Below are 15,848 nucleotides of genomic sequence, written 5' to 3'. Positions count from 1 at the left end.
GCGCTAGTGCACCGAGGTGTGCGCGTTTTATTAACGGGTGTCAGATTCTCCCTAATAAAAGCAACACAACCAGGACAATAACGACCACGCCTAATAAACCGCTCGGCGCATAGCCCCAGCTTCGGCTGTGCGGCCAAGTCGGAATAGCGCCAACCAGCAGCAAAATCAGCAGGATCAACAGTATGGTTCCCAAGCTCATGGCTTTTCTCCTTGAGTCTGCAGTAGGTGGATGTTGTGCAGGCAGTGAGACCTTGATCTGCGCGTTGCAGGCTACCAACTTGACACACGTACCCGGTACAGTCTGTACGGCAACACACATATCGTCAGTGTTTGATTGATCAGGGGCTCGGTCGTTGTTATTCCGCTTGTGCAACGTTTTTTGCGTTATTTAGATCACCCAGTGTGTGATGGCGTACAGAACGCCGCGACGATCAGGCACAAAATAAAAACAATAACAGAGCAGCTTTCGCTGCAGCGGGTAACACCATGAACACAATGACCGATTCAGCCCTGGTACAGCGCATTAATGCACAGTGCCATCCCTTGATACGCTACCTCCACAAGTTAAGTGGAGTACGTTATTTGGCCGCCTATGACGCTGCCGGCAGTTATGAACTGAACCCTATAAACGGTCACGCAAAACATGCGACCGACAGCGAGTTAGCCAATACGGAAGTCTGGGAGAGACTGCCTTAGGCAGCCTCTCTACCCCGGATGTACGTTGTCGAAGTTATCGTTTGATCAGCGAAATCTTGGTGCCTTCAATGCTGACGCCCGCCATCAGGCCTTGCTGGTCAAAGACAAACGCATAAGCATCATCTTTCAATGTCGAGCTCGACAGATTTTTCGCAACGCCTTGGTCAACCAGGACGACAGTCGGCCCTACGCCAACTTCCCAGCCCTTGGTCTCACGTACATACTTAACCGCTTTGTCAGTCATCAGGAACACGGCATAAGCATAGGACTGGGCGCCCGCCTGCAAGCCCCATGAACCGGTCACTGTGTTGTAGTAATTGTCTACTTTTGAACCGCTGAACATGACCCCCTCACCATAACTGCCACCAAATACCAGACCCGCCTTGATAACTTTAGGGAATACGAGCACGGCCTTGGCAGTGCGCGACATGGTCTCGGCCACCGGATTAGCTTTGTAGAGCATTTGCAAGGCATGCCGCGAATCCTGTTCCAGGTCCGCGGCCGTTGCGGCGCTTGCGGTATTGAGCAAACCTGTTGAGGCCAGTGACAGGGTTGTGAGGGCGATAAACAGAAGTGAGCGTAATGAACTTGTCATGGTTGTACTCCAATGCCAGCGATACACACGATGCGGCAAGCCGATAATCAGCAGGATGGGTAGCCGCGACTGTCCATTAGAGTGTAGTAGCGACCGGGCCATGTCTGTTCGCTAGCGCACACTGCCAGCCGCTGAAAGGCTTCAATCGGGGCGCAGCCACTCGATGAAGCAAGCTTCACCCCGATGGGGGAAACGACTGAGGAAGGATCAACGCAGGCTCGGCAGCTGCTACGACGGTTACGCCAGCCTTCATCTGTGTCAGTCGAGGGCTACGCGGTCTTGCGATAATGGACTGACACAAATTGATCGTTCCCACGCGGAGCATGGGAACGATCAGGTTAAGCCTCGGTAGCGGCCGGCTTATACAGTGGATATAGCTGCTCATCGAACTGCGACAGCCGCGGAAACTCCAGAGGTTGTTCATCGCCAAGGTGCTCCAAACGCAGGCGATAATCTTCGAGGAATGCCTGGCGCGCCTCATCGCTGATGTAAGGCACATGCCAGGCCACGAACGGTTCCAGCACTTCAAACCCGACGTAGGCCAGCGTGCCGCGCAGGATCGGCCGCAGCATGTCCTGCAGCGGGCCGTGAATCGCATCCTCGCCGAACATATGCTCGCGACCGCCAAGGGTCACGCTCACCAAGGCTTTCTTGCCGCTCAACCCGCCCTGATCGTAAAAACGCTTGCCGCCGTAGCAGACACCGGACACCAGTACCCGGTCGATCCAGCCCTTGAGCATGGCCGGGGCGGAGAACCAGAAAATCGGGAAGTTGAGGATCAGCAAGTCTGCCCACAGCAGCTTGTCGAGTTCAGACTGGATATCTGCCGCCAGCGACTGGCTCTTCACGCCCAGACGTTGCTCCAGCGCATAGACCAGGTACTCGGGGTTTTCCCGCGACGAAAAGTCATTGCTGCTTGCCACGGGGTTCCAGTTCATCGCGTACAGGTCACTGACCTGGACCTCATGCCCTTGGGCTTCAAGGGTCGCGACAGCCTGGTCACGCAGCGCAGCGGTAAAGGATTTCGGCTCCGGATGGGCGTGGACGATCAGTACTTTCATGGTAATTCCTTGGACGTTTGCACGCTGTGTATTTGAAGACGGTCATGGGTATGTGGAGTCTGTGGAGTCATCGGGTGCTCACACCTGGATCGCCTTCACTTCGACGAATTCGTTGAGCCCCTCCTCCCCCCATTCGCGGCCGTTACCCGACTGTTTGTAACCACCGAACGGCGCCAGATAGTTGAACGCCGCGCCATTCAGGAAACACTGGCCTGCTCGCAATTGCCGGGCAAGTTGCAAGGCGCGTTCAGCGCCGCTAGCCCAGACACCGCTGGACAGGCCAAACGGCGAATCGTTGGCGATCTGAATCGCCTGCGCCTCGTCGGTGTAGGGGATCAGGCACAGCACCGGGCCGAAGATTTCTTCCTGAGCGATGCGCATCCGGTTGTCGACATCGGCGAACAGTGTCGGGCTGACGTAGTAACCGCGCTCGAACGCTTGCGCCGTATCGCCGCCACACACCAGCCGCGCGCCTTCCTGCTGGCCGACCTGAATGTAGTCGCGCACGGTACGCCGTTGGGCCGCCGAACACATCGGCCCGAGAAAGCTCTGCGGGTCGAGCGGATCGCCCATGCGCAAGCTCAAGGTTTCCGCCAGCGCCAGTTCCACCGCCTCGGCGTAACGACTGGCCGGCAGCAGCATGCGGGTCAACGCGGTGCAGGTCTGCCCGGAGTTGATCATCACGTCCTGCACGCCGTAGCGCACCGCGGCGGCCAGATCCGCATCCTTGGCGATCAGCAGCGGCGACTTGCCGCCCAGCTCCAGGCAGACGCGCTTCACCGACGGTGCCGCCGCTTGCGCCACCCGCACGCCGGCGCCGGTGGAGCCGGTGAACGACAGCATGTCCACGTCCGGGTGTTTAGCCAGTGCTTCGCCGACCTTCGAACCCGGCCCGCTGACCAGGTTGAACACCCCGGCCGGCAAGCCGATGGCCTCGATCATCTGCGCCAGTAAAAACGCGTGCAGCGGGGTTTCCTGACTCGGCTTGACCACCACCGTGCAACCGGCGGCCAGCGCCGGCGCGAGCTTGCCGATCAGTTGATGCAGCGGGTAGTTCCATGGATTGATAAAGGCGCAGACGCCTACCGGTTCGCGAATCACCAGCGAATTGCCGACTTCGCGCACTTCATCCATCAAGCTTGCGAGCTCGACGTATTGCTCCAGCCCGGTGATCGGCCCATCCACCTGAACCGAACGGCACCATTGCACCGGCATTCCCAATTCGGCGGTGATCACCGCCGCCATTTCGTCGGCCCGTGCGCGCAACTGCTCGGCGAGGGCGCGGATGTAGCCTGCGCGCACGCTGGACGGCGTTCGCGACCATGGGCCAAAGGCCCTACGTGCTGCGGCCACCGCGTTCTCGACATCACGCTCATCACCCAGCGGCACCGAGCCTGCCACTTCCTCGGTGGCCGGGTTGATCACCTCGGCAATGCCCTGCCCCGACGGCGTTTGCCAGCGGCCATCAATAAACAGCGCGGTGTGGTTATGCATGGACTTGGGCCTCCATCAGTTCACTGGCACAGCGGGCGATCCGCTGGCAGGCGTCGCGCAACGGTTCCGCCCCCACCACCAACCCCAAACGAATATGCCCAGCGGCACTCGGGCCGAACGCTTCACCGGCCAGCACCGACACGCCATGTCGGTCGAGCAAACGATCGGCGAACGCCTGGGCGCTGAGCCCGGTTTCGCGAATATCGACCATCACGAACATCCCGCCATCCGGCTTCAACGGCCGCACACCGGGACAATCGGCCAGGGATTCGCAGACCAGGTCACGACGCTGGCGATAGGCGTCGCGCATGGCGGCCAGCTCCGGCAAGTTGCTTTCCAGCGCCACGACGGCGGCGTCCTGAACGAAGTCCGGCGAGCCGTAAAGCATGCACAGCGCGAGGTTCTCCAGATGCGCCGCGAGGGATGGCGGCGCCACCACCCAGCCGACGCGCCAGCCGGTCATGGCGTGGGATTTCGACAGGCTGTTGAGCGTCGCGGTGCGCTCGCCCATGCCCGGCAAACTGGCCGGGCTGACGTGTTCGCCCTCGAACAGCAATTCGCTGTAGACCTCATCGGAAATCAGCCACAGGTCGTGGGCGATGCACAGTTCCGCCAGCGCCTGCCAGGTGGTGCGCGGCAGGCTGGCGCCCGAAGGGTTGTGCGGACTGTTCAGCGCCAGCGCCCGAGTGCGTGGGGTTATGCGGGCGGCAACGTCTTCGGGCAGCACTCGAAAGCCGTTCTCGGAACGCACCGGAACCGGAATCACCACGGCGCCGCAAGCACCGAATACTGCTTCATAGGTGACGTACATCGGCTCAGCGACAATCACTTCATCACCTGGGTTGAGCACGCACTGGGCAACGCTGAACAGCGCACATTGCGCCCCGGCCAGCACGGTGACCTGATCGGCCGAAACCGGTTGGCCGCTGCGTTGCTGGTGACGCTTGGCAATGCTTTCGCGCAGCGCGCGTTTGCCACGCACTTCGGCGTAATGGGTGTTGCCGGACAACAGGCTGTCGATAGCCGCCTGCACGATTGGCACCGGCGTGTCGAAATCCGGGTCACCCACCGACAGCAGCAGAATGTCTTCGCCCTGTTCTTGCAGCGCCAGTGCGCGGTAATGAATGTCCCAGGCGGCGGCGCCGTCACCGGCGATACGTTGAGTCAGATCGGAAAAGCGCATGGCCCCATCCCCTTTTAAAAAAGCCCCGAAACAGTGTTTGAAAGCAACAGTGTTTGAAAGTCAGCGCGCGCACGCATGCTTGAGTTCGATCAGGGTCACGCCGTTGCGTTTGAAGCCGTGGCGCAAATCGGTTTGCAGCTCAGCCAGACTCTGCGGCTGGTTCACGCTGCAACCAAAGGCCCGGCCAAGGGCGGCGAAGTCCGGGTTGCGCGGCAGCACGCCAATCGGCTCGATATCCAGCCCGAGCATGTCGTCGCGAATCTGCCCCAGCGCGTCGTTGTTCCACAGCAGCACCACCAGCGGGCTGTCCAGCTCCTCGACGGCAGTCGCCAGTTCCTGCGCGGTGTAGAGAAAACCGCCATCGCCAACCAGCACCAGCCCCGGTCGTTGCGGCGCGCCGAACTTGGCGCCGATGCCCGCCGGCAAGCCATAGCCCAAGGTGCCGTAGCCGGTCGGATGCAGCCAACTGCGCGGCGCCAGGCTGTTGAAGGCGTAGTTGCCGGTGTAAGCCAGTTGGGTCATGTCGGTGCTGATGAACGCGTTGTCTGGCAGCTCGGCGGCGATACGCTCAAGAATCGCCTGATGGATCGACTGCAACGGACCGTGGCCGGCCTGCACCGCTTCTCGCAAAGCAGCGACTGCCGCTATCGGCACGCTGGCATCGCGCGTGGCGGGCGACAGACGCTCCAGCAACGCTGCGAGGGTTTGTTGCGCATCGCCGTGCAACGCCACCGCGCATGGATAAAAGTCGTTGAACTTGCGCGGGTCGATGTCTACGCGCAGCAGTTCGGCCTTCAGTGGCAGACGCTCGCGCCAGAAATCGGTGTCGGCCATTTCGGTGCCGACTGCCAGCACCACGTCGGCTTCGGCGATCAGTTGCCAACCCGGCTCTACGCACAAGGTCGAGCCGGCATTGAGCGGTGCATCCGGCGGCAACAAGCCTTTGCCAGCGACACTGGTGAAAAACGGCGCCGCCAGCCGGGTGCTGAGGCTCTGAAGTTCCTGCGCCGCGTTCAGTGCGCCGCCACCGGCAATGATCATCGGTCGCTTGGCCGTCTGCAGCTTGGCCACGGCTTGCTCCAGCGCAGTGGCTGCGGGCACGCCGCGTCCGGGGCGACGCACCACTTCATGACTCCAATCGCGAGTGACCTGTGCTGACAGCACATCCAGCGGCACGGAGATGTGCACCGGGCGCGGCCGTTCGCTATCGAAAACTGCGTAAGCACGGGCGATCAGCTCGGGCAGATCCTCAGTGCTCAGCGCCACCGCCGAGAATGCGGTGATCGGCGCTGTCATGGCGCGCTGGTCCTGGGTTTCGTGCAGGCAACCCCAACCCTTGCCGAGGCTGGCAGTGTGGTTGACGCTGGAAATCACCAGCATCGGAATCGAGTCGGCATAAGCCTGGCCGATGCCGGTCGCGGCGTTGGTCACGCCGGGGCCGGTGATGATGAAGCACACGCCGGGTTTGCCGCTGACCCGCGCATAACCATCGGCCATGAAACTGGCGCCTTGCTCGTGGCGGGTCAACACGTGGCGAATGCCGCTGCCGGGCAGGCCGCGATACAGCTCCAGGGTGTGTACCCCGGGAATCCCGAATACGGTGTCGACACCGTAGTTGGCCAGCAGGCGTACCAGGGCCTGGCCGCCGGTCAAAGTTGTGGTTTGCATGTTCATATCCTCACTTGTGGCCGAGGCGAATCAACGCATCGACCGCTGTCGTGCCGTGGGCACCGACCAACAATGGGTTCACATCGAGTTCCAGCAACTGTCCGGCGTTCTCGCAGGCGTAATCGGTCACGGCACGAATCGCCGCCACCAATGCGTCCAGATCTGCCGCTTCACGACCGCGAAAGCCTTGCAGCAACGCGGCACTGCGCAGGCTCAACAACGCTCTGCGAATCGCACCATCGGTGGTCGGCAGCAGCAGGCTGCGGCTGTCCTTGAGCAACTCCACCAAAATTCCGCCAGCACCGATCACCAAGGCCAGGCCAAAGTCGTTTTCACGCTTGATGCCGACAATCAGTTCGGCCAATGGCGGTGTGGCCATGGGCTCCAGCAGCACCCGATCGAACGGCACATTCGGTGCGTAATCGGCAATGCTCGAGCGCATGGTTTCCAGCGCGGCACTCAGGGCCGCGCCATCCTTGAGGTTGAGCGCCACGGCGCCGGCTTCGGTTTTGTGCGGCAATTGCGCGCTGAGCGCCTTCAGCACCAAGGGATAACCCAGCGCATTGGCGTCATTCAGCGCCTGGTCCGGGGTGCTCAGCACGCCGTTTGGAGTCGGCAGACCAAACGCACGCAAGGCCTGTTTGGAGTCCCACTCGTTGAGCAACTGGCCTTCGCCATCCAGCGCCTGCGGACACAGCGGCACCAGTGCCGATTCACCAAGGGCCAGCAACGCCTGGCGATTGCGCTGATAACCGGCGATTCGGCCCCACGCAGCCAGCCCATCTTCCACACCTTGCAACGCCGCCACGCCTTGAGCGTGCAACCGCTCGCGGGCACTGGCCGGTAGCAGTTCGGGAAAGGCCGAGGTGACGAAACCGGTCTTGCCGTGACGGACCAACGCCTGGCAGTACAGCTCAAGCAGCAAGTCGCACTCTTTGCGCTCGCCGGTGAACTCCGCCGGATAGTCCAGCACCAGCATCGCCGCATCGGCTTCAGTGCGCAGGGCGCTGTCGAGCATGCGATTCAGGGCTTCGCCGTCACCCCAGATTGCGGTGGTGAAATCCAGCGGATTGACCAGGTTGGCGTAGCTCGGCAATACCTGCGCCAGCTCATCGGTTTGACGCTCATCAAGCTTGGGCAGGCTCAGGTCATTGCGTTCGGCGTAATCGGCAATCAGCCCGGCATCGCCGCCCGAACAGGCCAGCGCAATCAGGCTGTTGCCCGCCGGCAGCTTGCCGCATGCCGCGGCCTTGAGGGTTTCGACGAAACTCACCGGGCCGCTGACGCGGATCACCCCAAGCCGTGCAAACAGGCTGTCGTACAGCGCATCGGAGCCCGACAGCGAGCTGGTGTGACTGAGGGCCAGTTCGGCGCCGATCTGCGACACGCCGGTTTTCAAGGCGATGATCGGAATGCCCTTCTCCAGCGCTTTGTGCGCCGCCCGAGCGAAACCTGGAACGTTTTTCAAACCTTCCAGGTGCAAGCCAATGGCGGTGACCCGAGGTTCGTCGAGCAGCACGTCCATCAACTCGGCAATACCCAGTTGCGCCTGATTACCGACCGAGGCCATGTAGGCCACCGGCAACGAACGGTCGCTCATCGACAGGTTGTAAGCGAAGTTGCCGCTCTGGGTCAGCACCGCAACGCCCTGCTCCACCGGTTTGCCGCCGTGGGCCACCGGCCACAGGGCCGAACTGTGCAGATAATCGAGCAAGCCGTAGCAGTTCGGCCCGAGCAAAGCCATGTTGCCAGCAACCTTGAGCAACTGTTGTTGCAATGCCTGACCTTCGGCGCCGGTCTCGGCAAAACCGGAGGCGTAGCAAATCACCCCGCCCGCACCTTTGGCAGCCAGTTCGGCGACGCAGGTCAGGGTCAATTCACGGTTGGTCGCGACGAACACCGCGTCCGGGCCGCACGGCAGTTCGGCGATGCTGCGCACACACGGCACGCCTTCAAGGCTTTCATGTTGCGGATTGACCAGCCACAGTTGCCCAAGGTAGCCACCTTCAGCGCAACGCTTCAGGGCCCGAGCCATGCTGCGGCCACCGACAAACGCCAGATGGCGCGGCGCGAGCAGGCGTTTGAGGTTGTCACGAATCGTCTGGGACATGGGTATTCTCCGGGGCGATCAGCGCAACAGCGGCCGCAGCAGTTCGCGGGAAATGATGTGGCGCTGGATTTCCGAAGTGCCCTCCCAGATCCGCTCGATCCGCGCGTTACGCCAGATCCGCTCCACCGGTCCTTCATCCATCAGGCCCATGCCACCAAAAATCTGCACCGCCTCATCGGCCGCCCGACCGAGCACTTCACTGGCGAACAGCTTGGCCATTCCGGCCTCACCATCGGTCATCGTGCCTTGATCCATCTTCCACGCCGTGTGCAAGGTCAGCAGTTCAGCCGCGCGGATCTGCGTCGCCATGTCGGCCAACTTGAACGACACACCCTGATAGGTGCCGATCGGCTGGCCGAACTGTTTGCGATCCGCCGCCCATTGCAATGACACGTCGAGTGCACGCTGGGCCTGGCCCACGCAGTTGGCGGCGACCATCACTCGCCCGGCGGTCAGCCACGCATTGGCGACTTCCCAACCCTTGCCGACTTCGCCCAACACCTTTGAGGCGGGTACGCGGCAATCGTCGAAGAACATTTCGAAGGTGTGGTAACCGCGGTTGCTCACGCACTTCGGCCCACGGCGAATGGTCATGCCCGGGGTATCGCGATCCACCAGGAACGAGGTCACGGCGTTGCGCTTGCGGCCGTTGTGTTCGTAGGTGTCGGTGACCGCGAAAACGATGGCGAAATCGGCGTGCCCGGCGTGGCTGATGAAATGCTTGCTGCCGTTCAGCACGAAGTCATCGCCGTCACGCACCGCGCGGGTCTTGATCGCGTTGGCATCGGAGCCGGCACCTGGCTCGGTCAGTGCGAAGCAGTCGATTTTCTCGCCCTGGATGCACGGCAACAGGTAATCGTTGATTTGCTGGCCGGTGCAGGCCATGAGGATTTTCGACGGCCGTGCGACAAACACATGCAGCGCCCAGGAAACCTTGGACAGCTCCCGTTCGATCAGCGCCTGTGACAGGTAATCAAGGCCGCCACCGCCGACTTCTTCAGGCATGTTGAAGGCATAGAAGCCCGCCGCGATGGCCTTGCCGCGAATCTGTGCCGCCAGCTCCGGAGAGACTTCGTCGGCGCGATCGACCGCTTCTTCATGGGGCAGCAATTCCTTCGCGACAAAACTGCGGACCGCGTCCACCAACATTTCTTGTTCTTGGGTCAGTTGGAAATTCATGGTGTTACCTGTTGTTCGTTCACTGAATAAATGAGCGGCGTGGGCCTACTTGCCGACAAACTGTGGCGGGCGTTTTTCCATGGCCGCGCGCAGGGCTTCGGCGCCGTCTTCACTGCGACCGCAGAGCAAACCCGCCGCCAGTTCGGCGTGCAGTTGCTCCGGCAGGCTGCGCTGGGCGCCTTCGCGCATGAGCTTCTTGGTCTGGGCAAACGCAAAGGTCGGGCCGTTGGCCAGGCGCGTGGCCAATTCACTGGCGGCGCCGAGCAGTTGTTCGTCGGCGCAAACTTCGCTGACCAGCCCCGCTGCCAAGGCGCGATCGGCGCCCCACAATTCGTCGAGGAACAGCAGGCGTTTGGCCTGTTCGGTGCCGATCAGGCGTGGCAGATGCCAGCTGGCACCGGCGTCCGGCGAATACGCCATGCTGGTGTAGCCGGCCTTGAACCGCGCCGATTGTCCGGCGATGCGCAGGTCGCAGCAAAGCGTCAGGTCCATCCCGGCGCCGACGGCGGTGCCGTTGATCGCTGCGATGGTCGGCTTGTCCAGGCTGTACAACCGGCTCATCAGCGCGTGGGCGGTTTCGGTCCAGCCGTAGCTTTCCAGCGCGCCACGCGCTTCGGCTTCAGCCCATTCGGCGAGGTCGGCGCCGGCGCAGAAACTGCGGCCGCTGCCGGTCAATACAACGACCCGAACGGCCGGGTCGGCATTGAAGCCATCGAGCAAGGTGTGAAGATTTTTCAGGGTTGGAATGTCCAGCGCATTGCGCTGTGCGATGCGATTGAGGGTGATCCAGGCAACGCCCGCTTCGACCTGACTGAGCAGAGAAGATTGAATAGTCATGCGAGTCCTCGAATTATTGTGTTTGGCATGAGGTGATGCGACTTGAGGCCATACTAAACGAGTGTTCAGCAAGACGGCAATCTGCGAGAAAATTGGCTGTAACAGCCTTAAAAATCCTTTAAATTATTGTTTTTATTGAGTTATTTTCTGATGCATGACCGTGCGACAGCTGAGCTGTTACAACTTTGAACAACTGGCTACAGACCCCATGCCGCCCACAATCCGGTAGCAGCGGTCGCAGGCCGCGCCAGCTGCTACAAAAGCCGTGGCGTGCACAACCCCATAGCGTGCGCAGGTCCGTGCTTCGGCACTGCGGACATAAAAAAACGCGACAGTCGCCTGTCGCGTTTTTTCTTGCTACTTGCCATTACACGGTCGGCAAGCTCGGTACCAACACCGTTTGGCGTTTGCGCTGAATCAGGAAATACGCGCCGTAGCACAGCGCCATGAACCCAAAGCCCCAATACAGCGAAGGACGCTGGGTTTCATCCATGGCCAGGAATACGAACAGCGAGCAGCACAAGGCGATGCACAGGATTGGCAGCAGCGGGAACCACGGCGCACGGTATTTCAGGTCGCTGAGCTTGCCGCCATCGCGCAGATAAGCCTTGCGGAACTTGTACTGCGCCAGTGCAATGACGATCCAGGTCACGGTGCCGGACATCCCACTCACCGCCATCAGCACCATGAACAGTGTGTCGGCAGCGATGAAGCTGGTCATCAGCGACACCAGCGCGAAGCACAAGGTGATACTCAGCGCCCGCAATGGCACGCCGCGCTTGCTCAACGGCGACAGGCTTTTCGGTGCCATGCCGGTCTTCGACATCGCCCACAGAATCCGGGTCGAGGCGTACAGGCCGGAGTTACCGACCGACAGAATCGCGGTGAGGATCACGAAGTTCATCAAGTCGGCAGCGTAAGGAATGCCGACCATGTCGAACACCTGTACGAACGGGCTCTCCATCAACCCAGCCTGCTGCCATGGCACGATGGCCGACAGCACTACGATCGCCAGCACGTAGAAAATCAGCACGCGGAACACCACGTTGCGCACAGCACGCGGGATGCTTTTTTCCGGTTGATCGGTTTCGCCGGCAGCCACGCCCATGATTTCGCACCCCTGGAACGCGTAGACCACAGTCATCATCACCGCGAACACTGCAGGCAAGCCGTTGGGGAACAACGAGTCGCCGATCAGGTTGCTCATCATCGGCGCCGGTGCGCCACTGGTCAGCGGGATCGCGCCGAAGATCACCAGGACGCCGACCACGATGAAACCGAGAATCGCCGCAACCTTGATTCCGGAGAACCAGTATTCCGCTTCACCGAAAGCACGGGTGGCCAATGCATTCAGCCCGAACAAGACGACCACGAACAGCGCCGACCAGTACCAGATCGGCACTGTCGGGAACCAACGCACCATCAACATCCCGGCCGCGGTGAATTCCAGGCCGACGGTGGACGCCCAGCTCATCCAGTACACCCAGCCGATCATGAACCCGGTGGCTGGGCCGATGAACTTGGTGGCATGGGTCTGGAACGAACCGGACACCGGCATCTGTACCGACAATTCACCGAGGCAGACCATCACCAGGTACATCAGGAAGCCGGCGACCAGGTAGGCCAGAATCGCCCCCACCGGACCGCCCTGATTAATAGTCACGCCAGAGCCCATGAACAGCCCGGTGCCGATCACGCCGCCCAGCGAGAGCATGAATATGTGCCGGCTTTTCAGGGCACGGGTCAGTTGGATGCCTTTGCGTTCGATAATTTCGCTCATGTCGGCACCTCAGTAGTCGGCGAGGTGCGCGGCGGATGACAGGACGTCATGACGCTGGGAAGGATCAGCTTTACGGCAGTTCATTATTATTATCTCCAATAAGCTTCGAAGACCGCGCTGACGGCGGTTGTGTCGATTATTGGAAACCCGTGTAAGTTCGCGTTGAACGTAAAGATCAAAGATGTAAAAAGTCGTAACGATCTTGTATGTCAGGCGTTCAACAGCTCGGCCAGCGTCTGTTGCGAATGCTGCAATTGCTCATGCACCTGCGGCGCCAACGCCCGCAACGCTGACTCATCGTTGACCAGCGCCGCCTCTTCCAACAAACGCAGCACATTGGCCAGTGCGCGAAAGCCCAATGAGTCGCTACTGCCAGCCAAGCGATGCGCCAGGTGGGCGACTTCGGTGCAATCGTCGGCCTCGATGGCCTCCGTTAACGCCTCTTGATGCTGAGTGATCGAATTGCGCAACACCGCGAGCAATCCCTGAACCTTCTGCTCACCGAGCAAGGTCCGGTGAGTCTGTAACAGTGGCCAATCCATCGCCTCGTTATTGGGTTGCGGCTCGGGAATTGGCGACTGCCCGGCCAGCGCCTGCCGCAGGTTTTCGAGCTTCAAGGGTTTGGCGAGAATGCCGTCCATGCCGGCATCCAGATAACCGCGCACCAACGCCGGTTGCACGCTGGCCGTCAGGGCGAAAATCCGGCTGTGGCGGTTCGGCCCGGCGCTGCTGCGGATCAGTTTGCACAGCTCGACGCCGCTGATACCCGGCAGGTGCACATCGAGCAGGATCAAATCGAAGGTCTGGCTCGCGCATTGCGCCAGCGCCTGTTCGGCCTCTTCGGCGAGCCAGACCTGATGCCCGTCGCGTTGCAGCAAGCCGCTGACCACGTCACGGTTCAGCGCCACGTCCTCGACCACCAGAACGTTCAGCACGTGACCCGCTGCGCTGCTCGACACTACATCGATCATGCCGGTGGCCGGTTGCAACGTCAGCTCGAACCAGAAACAGCTACCCTGCCCCCTCTCGCTCTGAACACCGATCTGTCCACCGAGTTGCTCCACCAGGTGTTTGCTGATGGACAGGCCCAGGCCGGTACCGCCAAACCGTTGCGCAACATCTTCGCTGGCCTGAGTGAAACGTTCGAAAATCTTTGCCTGCATCGCCGGAGCAATGCCGATGCCGTTGTCGGTCACGCTCAGCCGCAGCCGTTGGCCGGTTTGCCCCGAATCTTGCGCCAGCAACGTGACTTCGACGCTGACCCGCCCGCCTTCGGTGAACTTGATCGCGTTGGCCAGCAGGTTGCTCAACACCTGACGCAAGAACTGCTCGGCACCGTGCTGCCGGTCGACGACCTGCGGATCGATCCGGCAATGCAGTGTCGTGTCGTTGCTCAGCGCACGCGGTTCCAGCAGCGTCAGCACCTCGTCGAGCAAGTGCCGGATCGAGAAATCGACCGGTTCCGGGTGGGTTTCACCCTCTTCCAGCCGGGCGAAATACAGCACTTCGTTGAGAATCGTCAGCAACCCTTCGCCGGCCTTGTACAGCGCATCCAGACGTTTACCGTCACGCTCGTCAAGACTGGCACCACGCAGCAACTCGGCCATGCCGAGGATGCCATTGAGCGGTGTGCGCAGTTCGTGGCTCATGGTCGCCAGAAACCGCGACTTGGCGAGGTTGGCCGCTTCGGCTTCGTCCTTGGCGCGCATCAGGCTGGCCGTGCGGCGCTCGACCATTCTCAGCAGTTCATCGCGGTTATCCTGCAACGCCAGGCGATCGGTTTCGCGCCGATCAATGTCACTGAGGATCGCCCGGCGCATATCGTCCAGCGCATGGGCCACCGTGTCGATTTCGTCTTCGTTGACGCCGCGGCTCTTGTCCAGATGCAAAGGCTCATGCCAGTCACCGGCGGCGATGCGCCGGGCAAACCCGGCCATGACTTGCAGGTGCCGCGTGACCAACCGGTAAAACAACCCCGACAGCGCCACTGCCAATCCACAGAGAAATACACTCATCCACAACAGACTGGTCAAACCGGTGGCGAACAGCCGCTGATGCACCGCGCCCAGATCGGTGCTGACTTCCAATTGTCCCAGATGCCGCACGGGACCTGCCGGCGGTTGATAGTCCAGTTCAAAGCGCTCGACACGCAACGGTCCGATCGGGGCCTGGTTGCCTTGCAGCAGATCGAAGTCCGGGCTGGTCAGACGAACCCGAGCCACGTCGGAAAAATCCACCAAGCCGCGCAGTTGCACATTCAACTGTTCCTGGTTCAGGTCCCAGAGGCTGCGCTCCAGGCTGGCCAGGTAACCGGCGCGAATCAGCTCCATGCGCGAGTCGATGTCACGCATCTCGCGGCGGTACTCGAAATACAGTTGCACGGTGCTCGCCAGTACGGTGAAACACAGGCTGAACAACAGAATGAACAGCAGCAGGCGCCGCAACAGTCCGCCGGGCCGTGCGCGGATCATTGCGCATCTGCCGGCAGGTTGATCATGTCGCGGTAGGTGACTTCACTTTCGTTCAGCCAACGGTCGATGTCCCCGGCATCGACCATCCGCTTCAACTGCGCATCGATGTCCGGCATGCGGCTGGCCAGCGGGGAACGGCGTGACACCGCAACCCGCAGATAGTCCACGCTCAAGGCGTTAGGCAAGGCCACGATGTCTTGCGCCCCTGGCAGGTTTTCGACGTACAACTGCCCGGTGCGCCGTTCCGATGTGATGAAGTCGATGCGCCCGCGAATCAGTTTGCCGAAGTTCTGGCTACTGTCGGACACCCATTCGATGTTCTGGTGTTGGGCGACCAAGCGATCGAAATCCACGCCGTAGCTTTCACCGAACAACAGCCCGCCACGGTAATTGGCCAAGTCCTCCAGGCGTTCGAACTTCACCGGATGCTGACGATTGGTGAACAGCGCGACCTCTTCGCGCAACACCGGCACCGTCGAAAAAACCATGCTCTGCTCGCGTTGCACAGTGCTGTAGGCCAGCACCACGTCGACCCGGCCCTCGGCAGCGTCCAGCAGGCAGCGTTTCCAGTTGCCCAGCACGACGATCTCGACCTCGTAGCCCAGTTGCCCGAAAAGGTTTTTCACCACGCTGGGGGCCAGGCCGCGGACCTGTTTGCCGTCGCTCCAGGAGATTGGCGGGTACACCGGATAATCGCAGTAGCGAACCTTTTCCGCCGCTATCGCGCTGTTGGCCACCATTGCCAACATCAGCCAAAACAGCCGCAACATATGG

The 15,848-nt window shown here is 61.1% G+C and carries 12 protein-coding genes; all 12 read right to left on the bottom strand.

From position 1 onward, the window contains the following. Positions 1–40: 40 nt before the first annotated feature. The 12 genes from AABM55_RS14820 to AABM55_RS14765 all read right to left on the bottom strand — a co-directional run bounded on the left by AABM55_RS14820 (position 41) and on the right by AABM55_RS14765 (position 15,844). The gene (locus AABM55_RS14820; protein WP_081013818.1) at positions 41–199 is read right to left on the bottom strand and encodes a DUF3309 family protein; all 159 of its coding nucleotides are present in this window, start codon (positions 197–199) and stop codon (positions 41–43) included. Between the two features lie 531 nt (positions 200–730). Then, positions 731–1,291, bottom strand: coding sequence for a YSC84-related protein (locus AABM55_RS14815; RefSeq protein WP_347926667.1), 561 nt, complete (start codon positions 1,289–1,291; stop codon positions 731–733). Between the two features lie 338 nt (positions 1,292–1,629). Continuing rightward, the gene (locus AABM55_RS14810; RefSeq protein ID WP_054597345.1) at positions 1,630–2,352 is read right to left on the bottom strand and encodes an NAD(P)H-dependent oxidoreductase; all 723 of its coding nucleotides are present in this window, start codon (positions 2,350–2,352) and stop codon (positions 1,630–1,632) included. A 78-nt stretch (positions 2,353–2,430) separates the two neighbouring features. Further along, a complete protein-coding gene (locus AABM55_RS14805; RefSeq protein ID WP_347926665.1) occupies positions 2,431–3,846 on the bottom strand; it encodes an aldehyde dehydrogenase family protein in 1,416 nt (471 codons plus the stop codon). After that, positions 3,839–5,029 carry a pyridoxal phosphate-dependent aminotransferase gene (locus AABM55_RS14800; protein ID WP_054597343.1) on the bottom strand — a complete coding sequence of 397 codons (1,191 nt, stop codon included), beginning with the start codon at positions 5,027–5,029 and terminating at the stop codon, positions 3,839–3,841. The genes AABM55_RS14805 and AABM55_RS14800 overlap by 8 nt, the downstream gene beginning before the upstream one ends. Before the next feature lie 60 nt (positions 5,030–5,089). After that, a complete protein-coding gene (locus tag AABM55_RS14795; RefSeq protein WP_347926663.1) occupies positions 5,090–6,697 on the bottom strand; it encodes a 5-guanidino-2-oxopentanoate decarboxylase in 1,608 nt (535 codons plus the stop codon). A 10-nt stretch (positions 6,698–6,707) separates the two neighbouring features. Next, the gene (locus AABM55_RS14790) at positions 6,708–8,807 is read right to left on the bottom strand and encodes an acetate--CoA ligase family protein (RefSeq protein WP_347926661.1); all 2,100 of its coding nucleotides are present in this window, start codon (positions 8,805–8,807) and stop codon (positions 6,708–6,710) included. Positions 8,808–8,825: 18 nt separating this feature from the next. After that, positions 8,826–9,986, bottom strand: a complete 1,161-nt coding sequence (locus tag AABM55_RS14785; RefSeq protein ID WP_054597340.1) for an acyl-CoA dehydrogenase family protein — start codon at positions 9,984–9,986, stop codon at positions 8,826–8,828. 45 nt (positions 9,987–10,031) lie between these two features. After that, entirely contained in the window at positions 10,032–10,823 is a 792-nt protein-coding gene (locus AABM55_RS14780) for an enoyl-CoA hydratase-related protein (RefSeq protein ID WP_347926659.1), read from the bottom strand. Between the two features lie 367 nt (positions 10,824–11,190). Beyond that, positions 11,191–12,603, bottom strand: coding sequence for an amino acid permease (locus AABM55_RS14775; protein WP_347926657.1), 1,413 nt, complete (start codon positions 12,601–12,603; stop codon positions 11,191–11,193). A 209-nt stretch (positions 12,604–12,812) separates the two neighbouring features. Next, positions 12,813–15,074, bottom strand: coding sequence for an ATP-binding protein (locus AABM55_RS14770; RefSeq protein ID WP_347926655.1), 2,262 nt, complete (start codon positions 15,072–15,074; stop codon positions 12,813–12,815). Continuing rightward, on the bottom strand, positions 15,071–15,844 hold the full coding sequence (locus AABM55_RS14765) for a transporter substrate-binding domain-containing protein (protein ID WP_347926653.1): 774 nt from the start codon (positions 15,842–15,844) through the stop codon (positions 15,071–15,073). The genes AABM55_RS14770 and AABM55_RS14765 overlap by 4 nt, the downstream gene beginning before the upstream one ends. Positions 15,845–15,848 lie beyond the last annotated feature (4 nt).

It is taken from the genome of Pseudomonas helvetica, assembly GCF_039908645.1.
In the GTDB taxonomy this organism is placed as follows: domain Bacteria; phylum Pseudomonadota; class Gammaproteobacteria; order Pseudomonadales; family Pseudomonadaceae; genus Aquipseudomonas; species Aquipseudomonas helvetica.
Note: the sequence above shows the minus strand (reverse complement) of the source record. Positions and strands in the feature narration are given on the sequence as shown.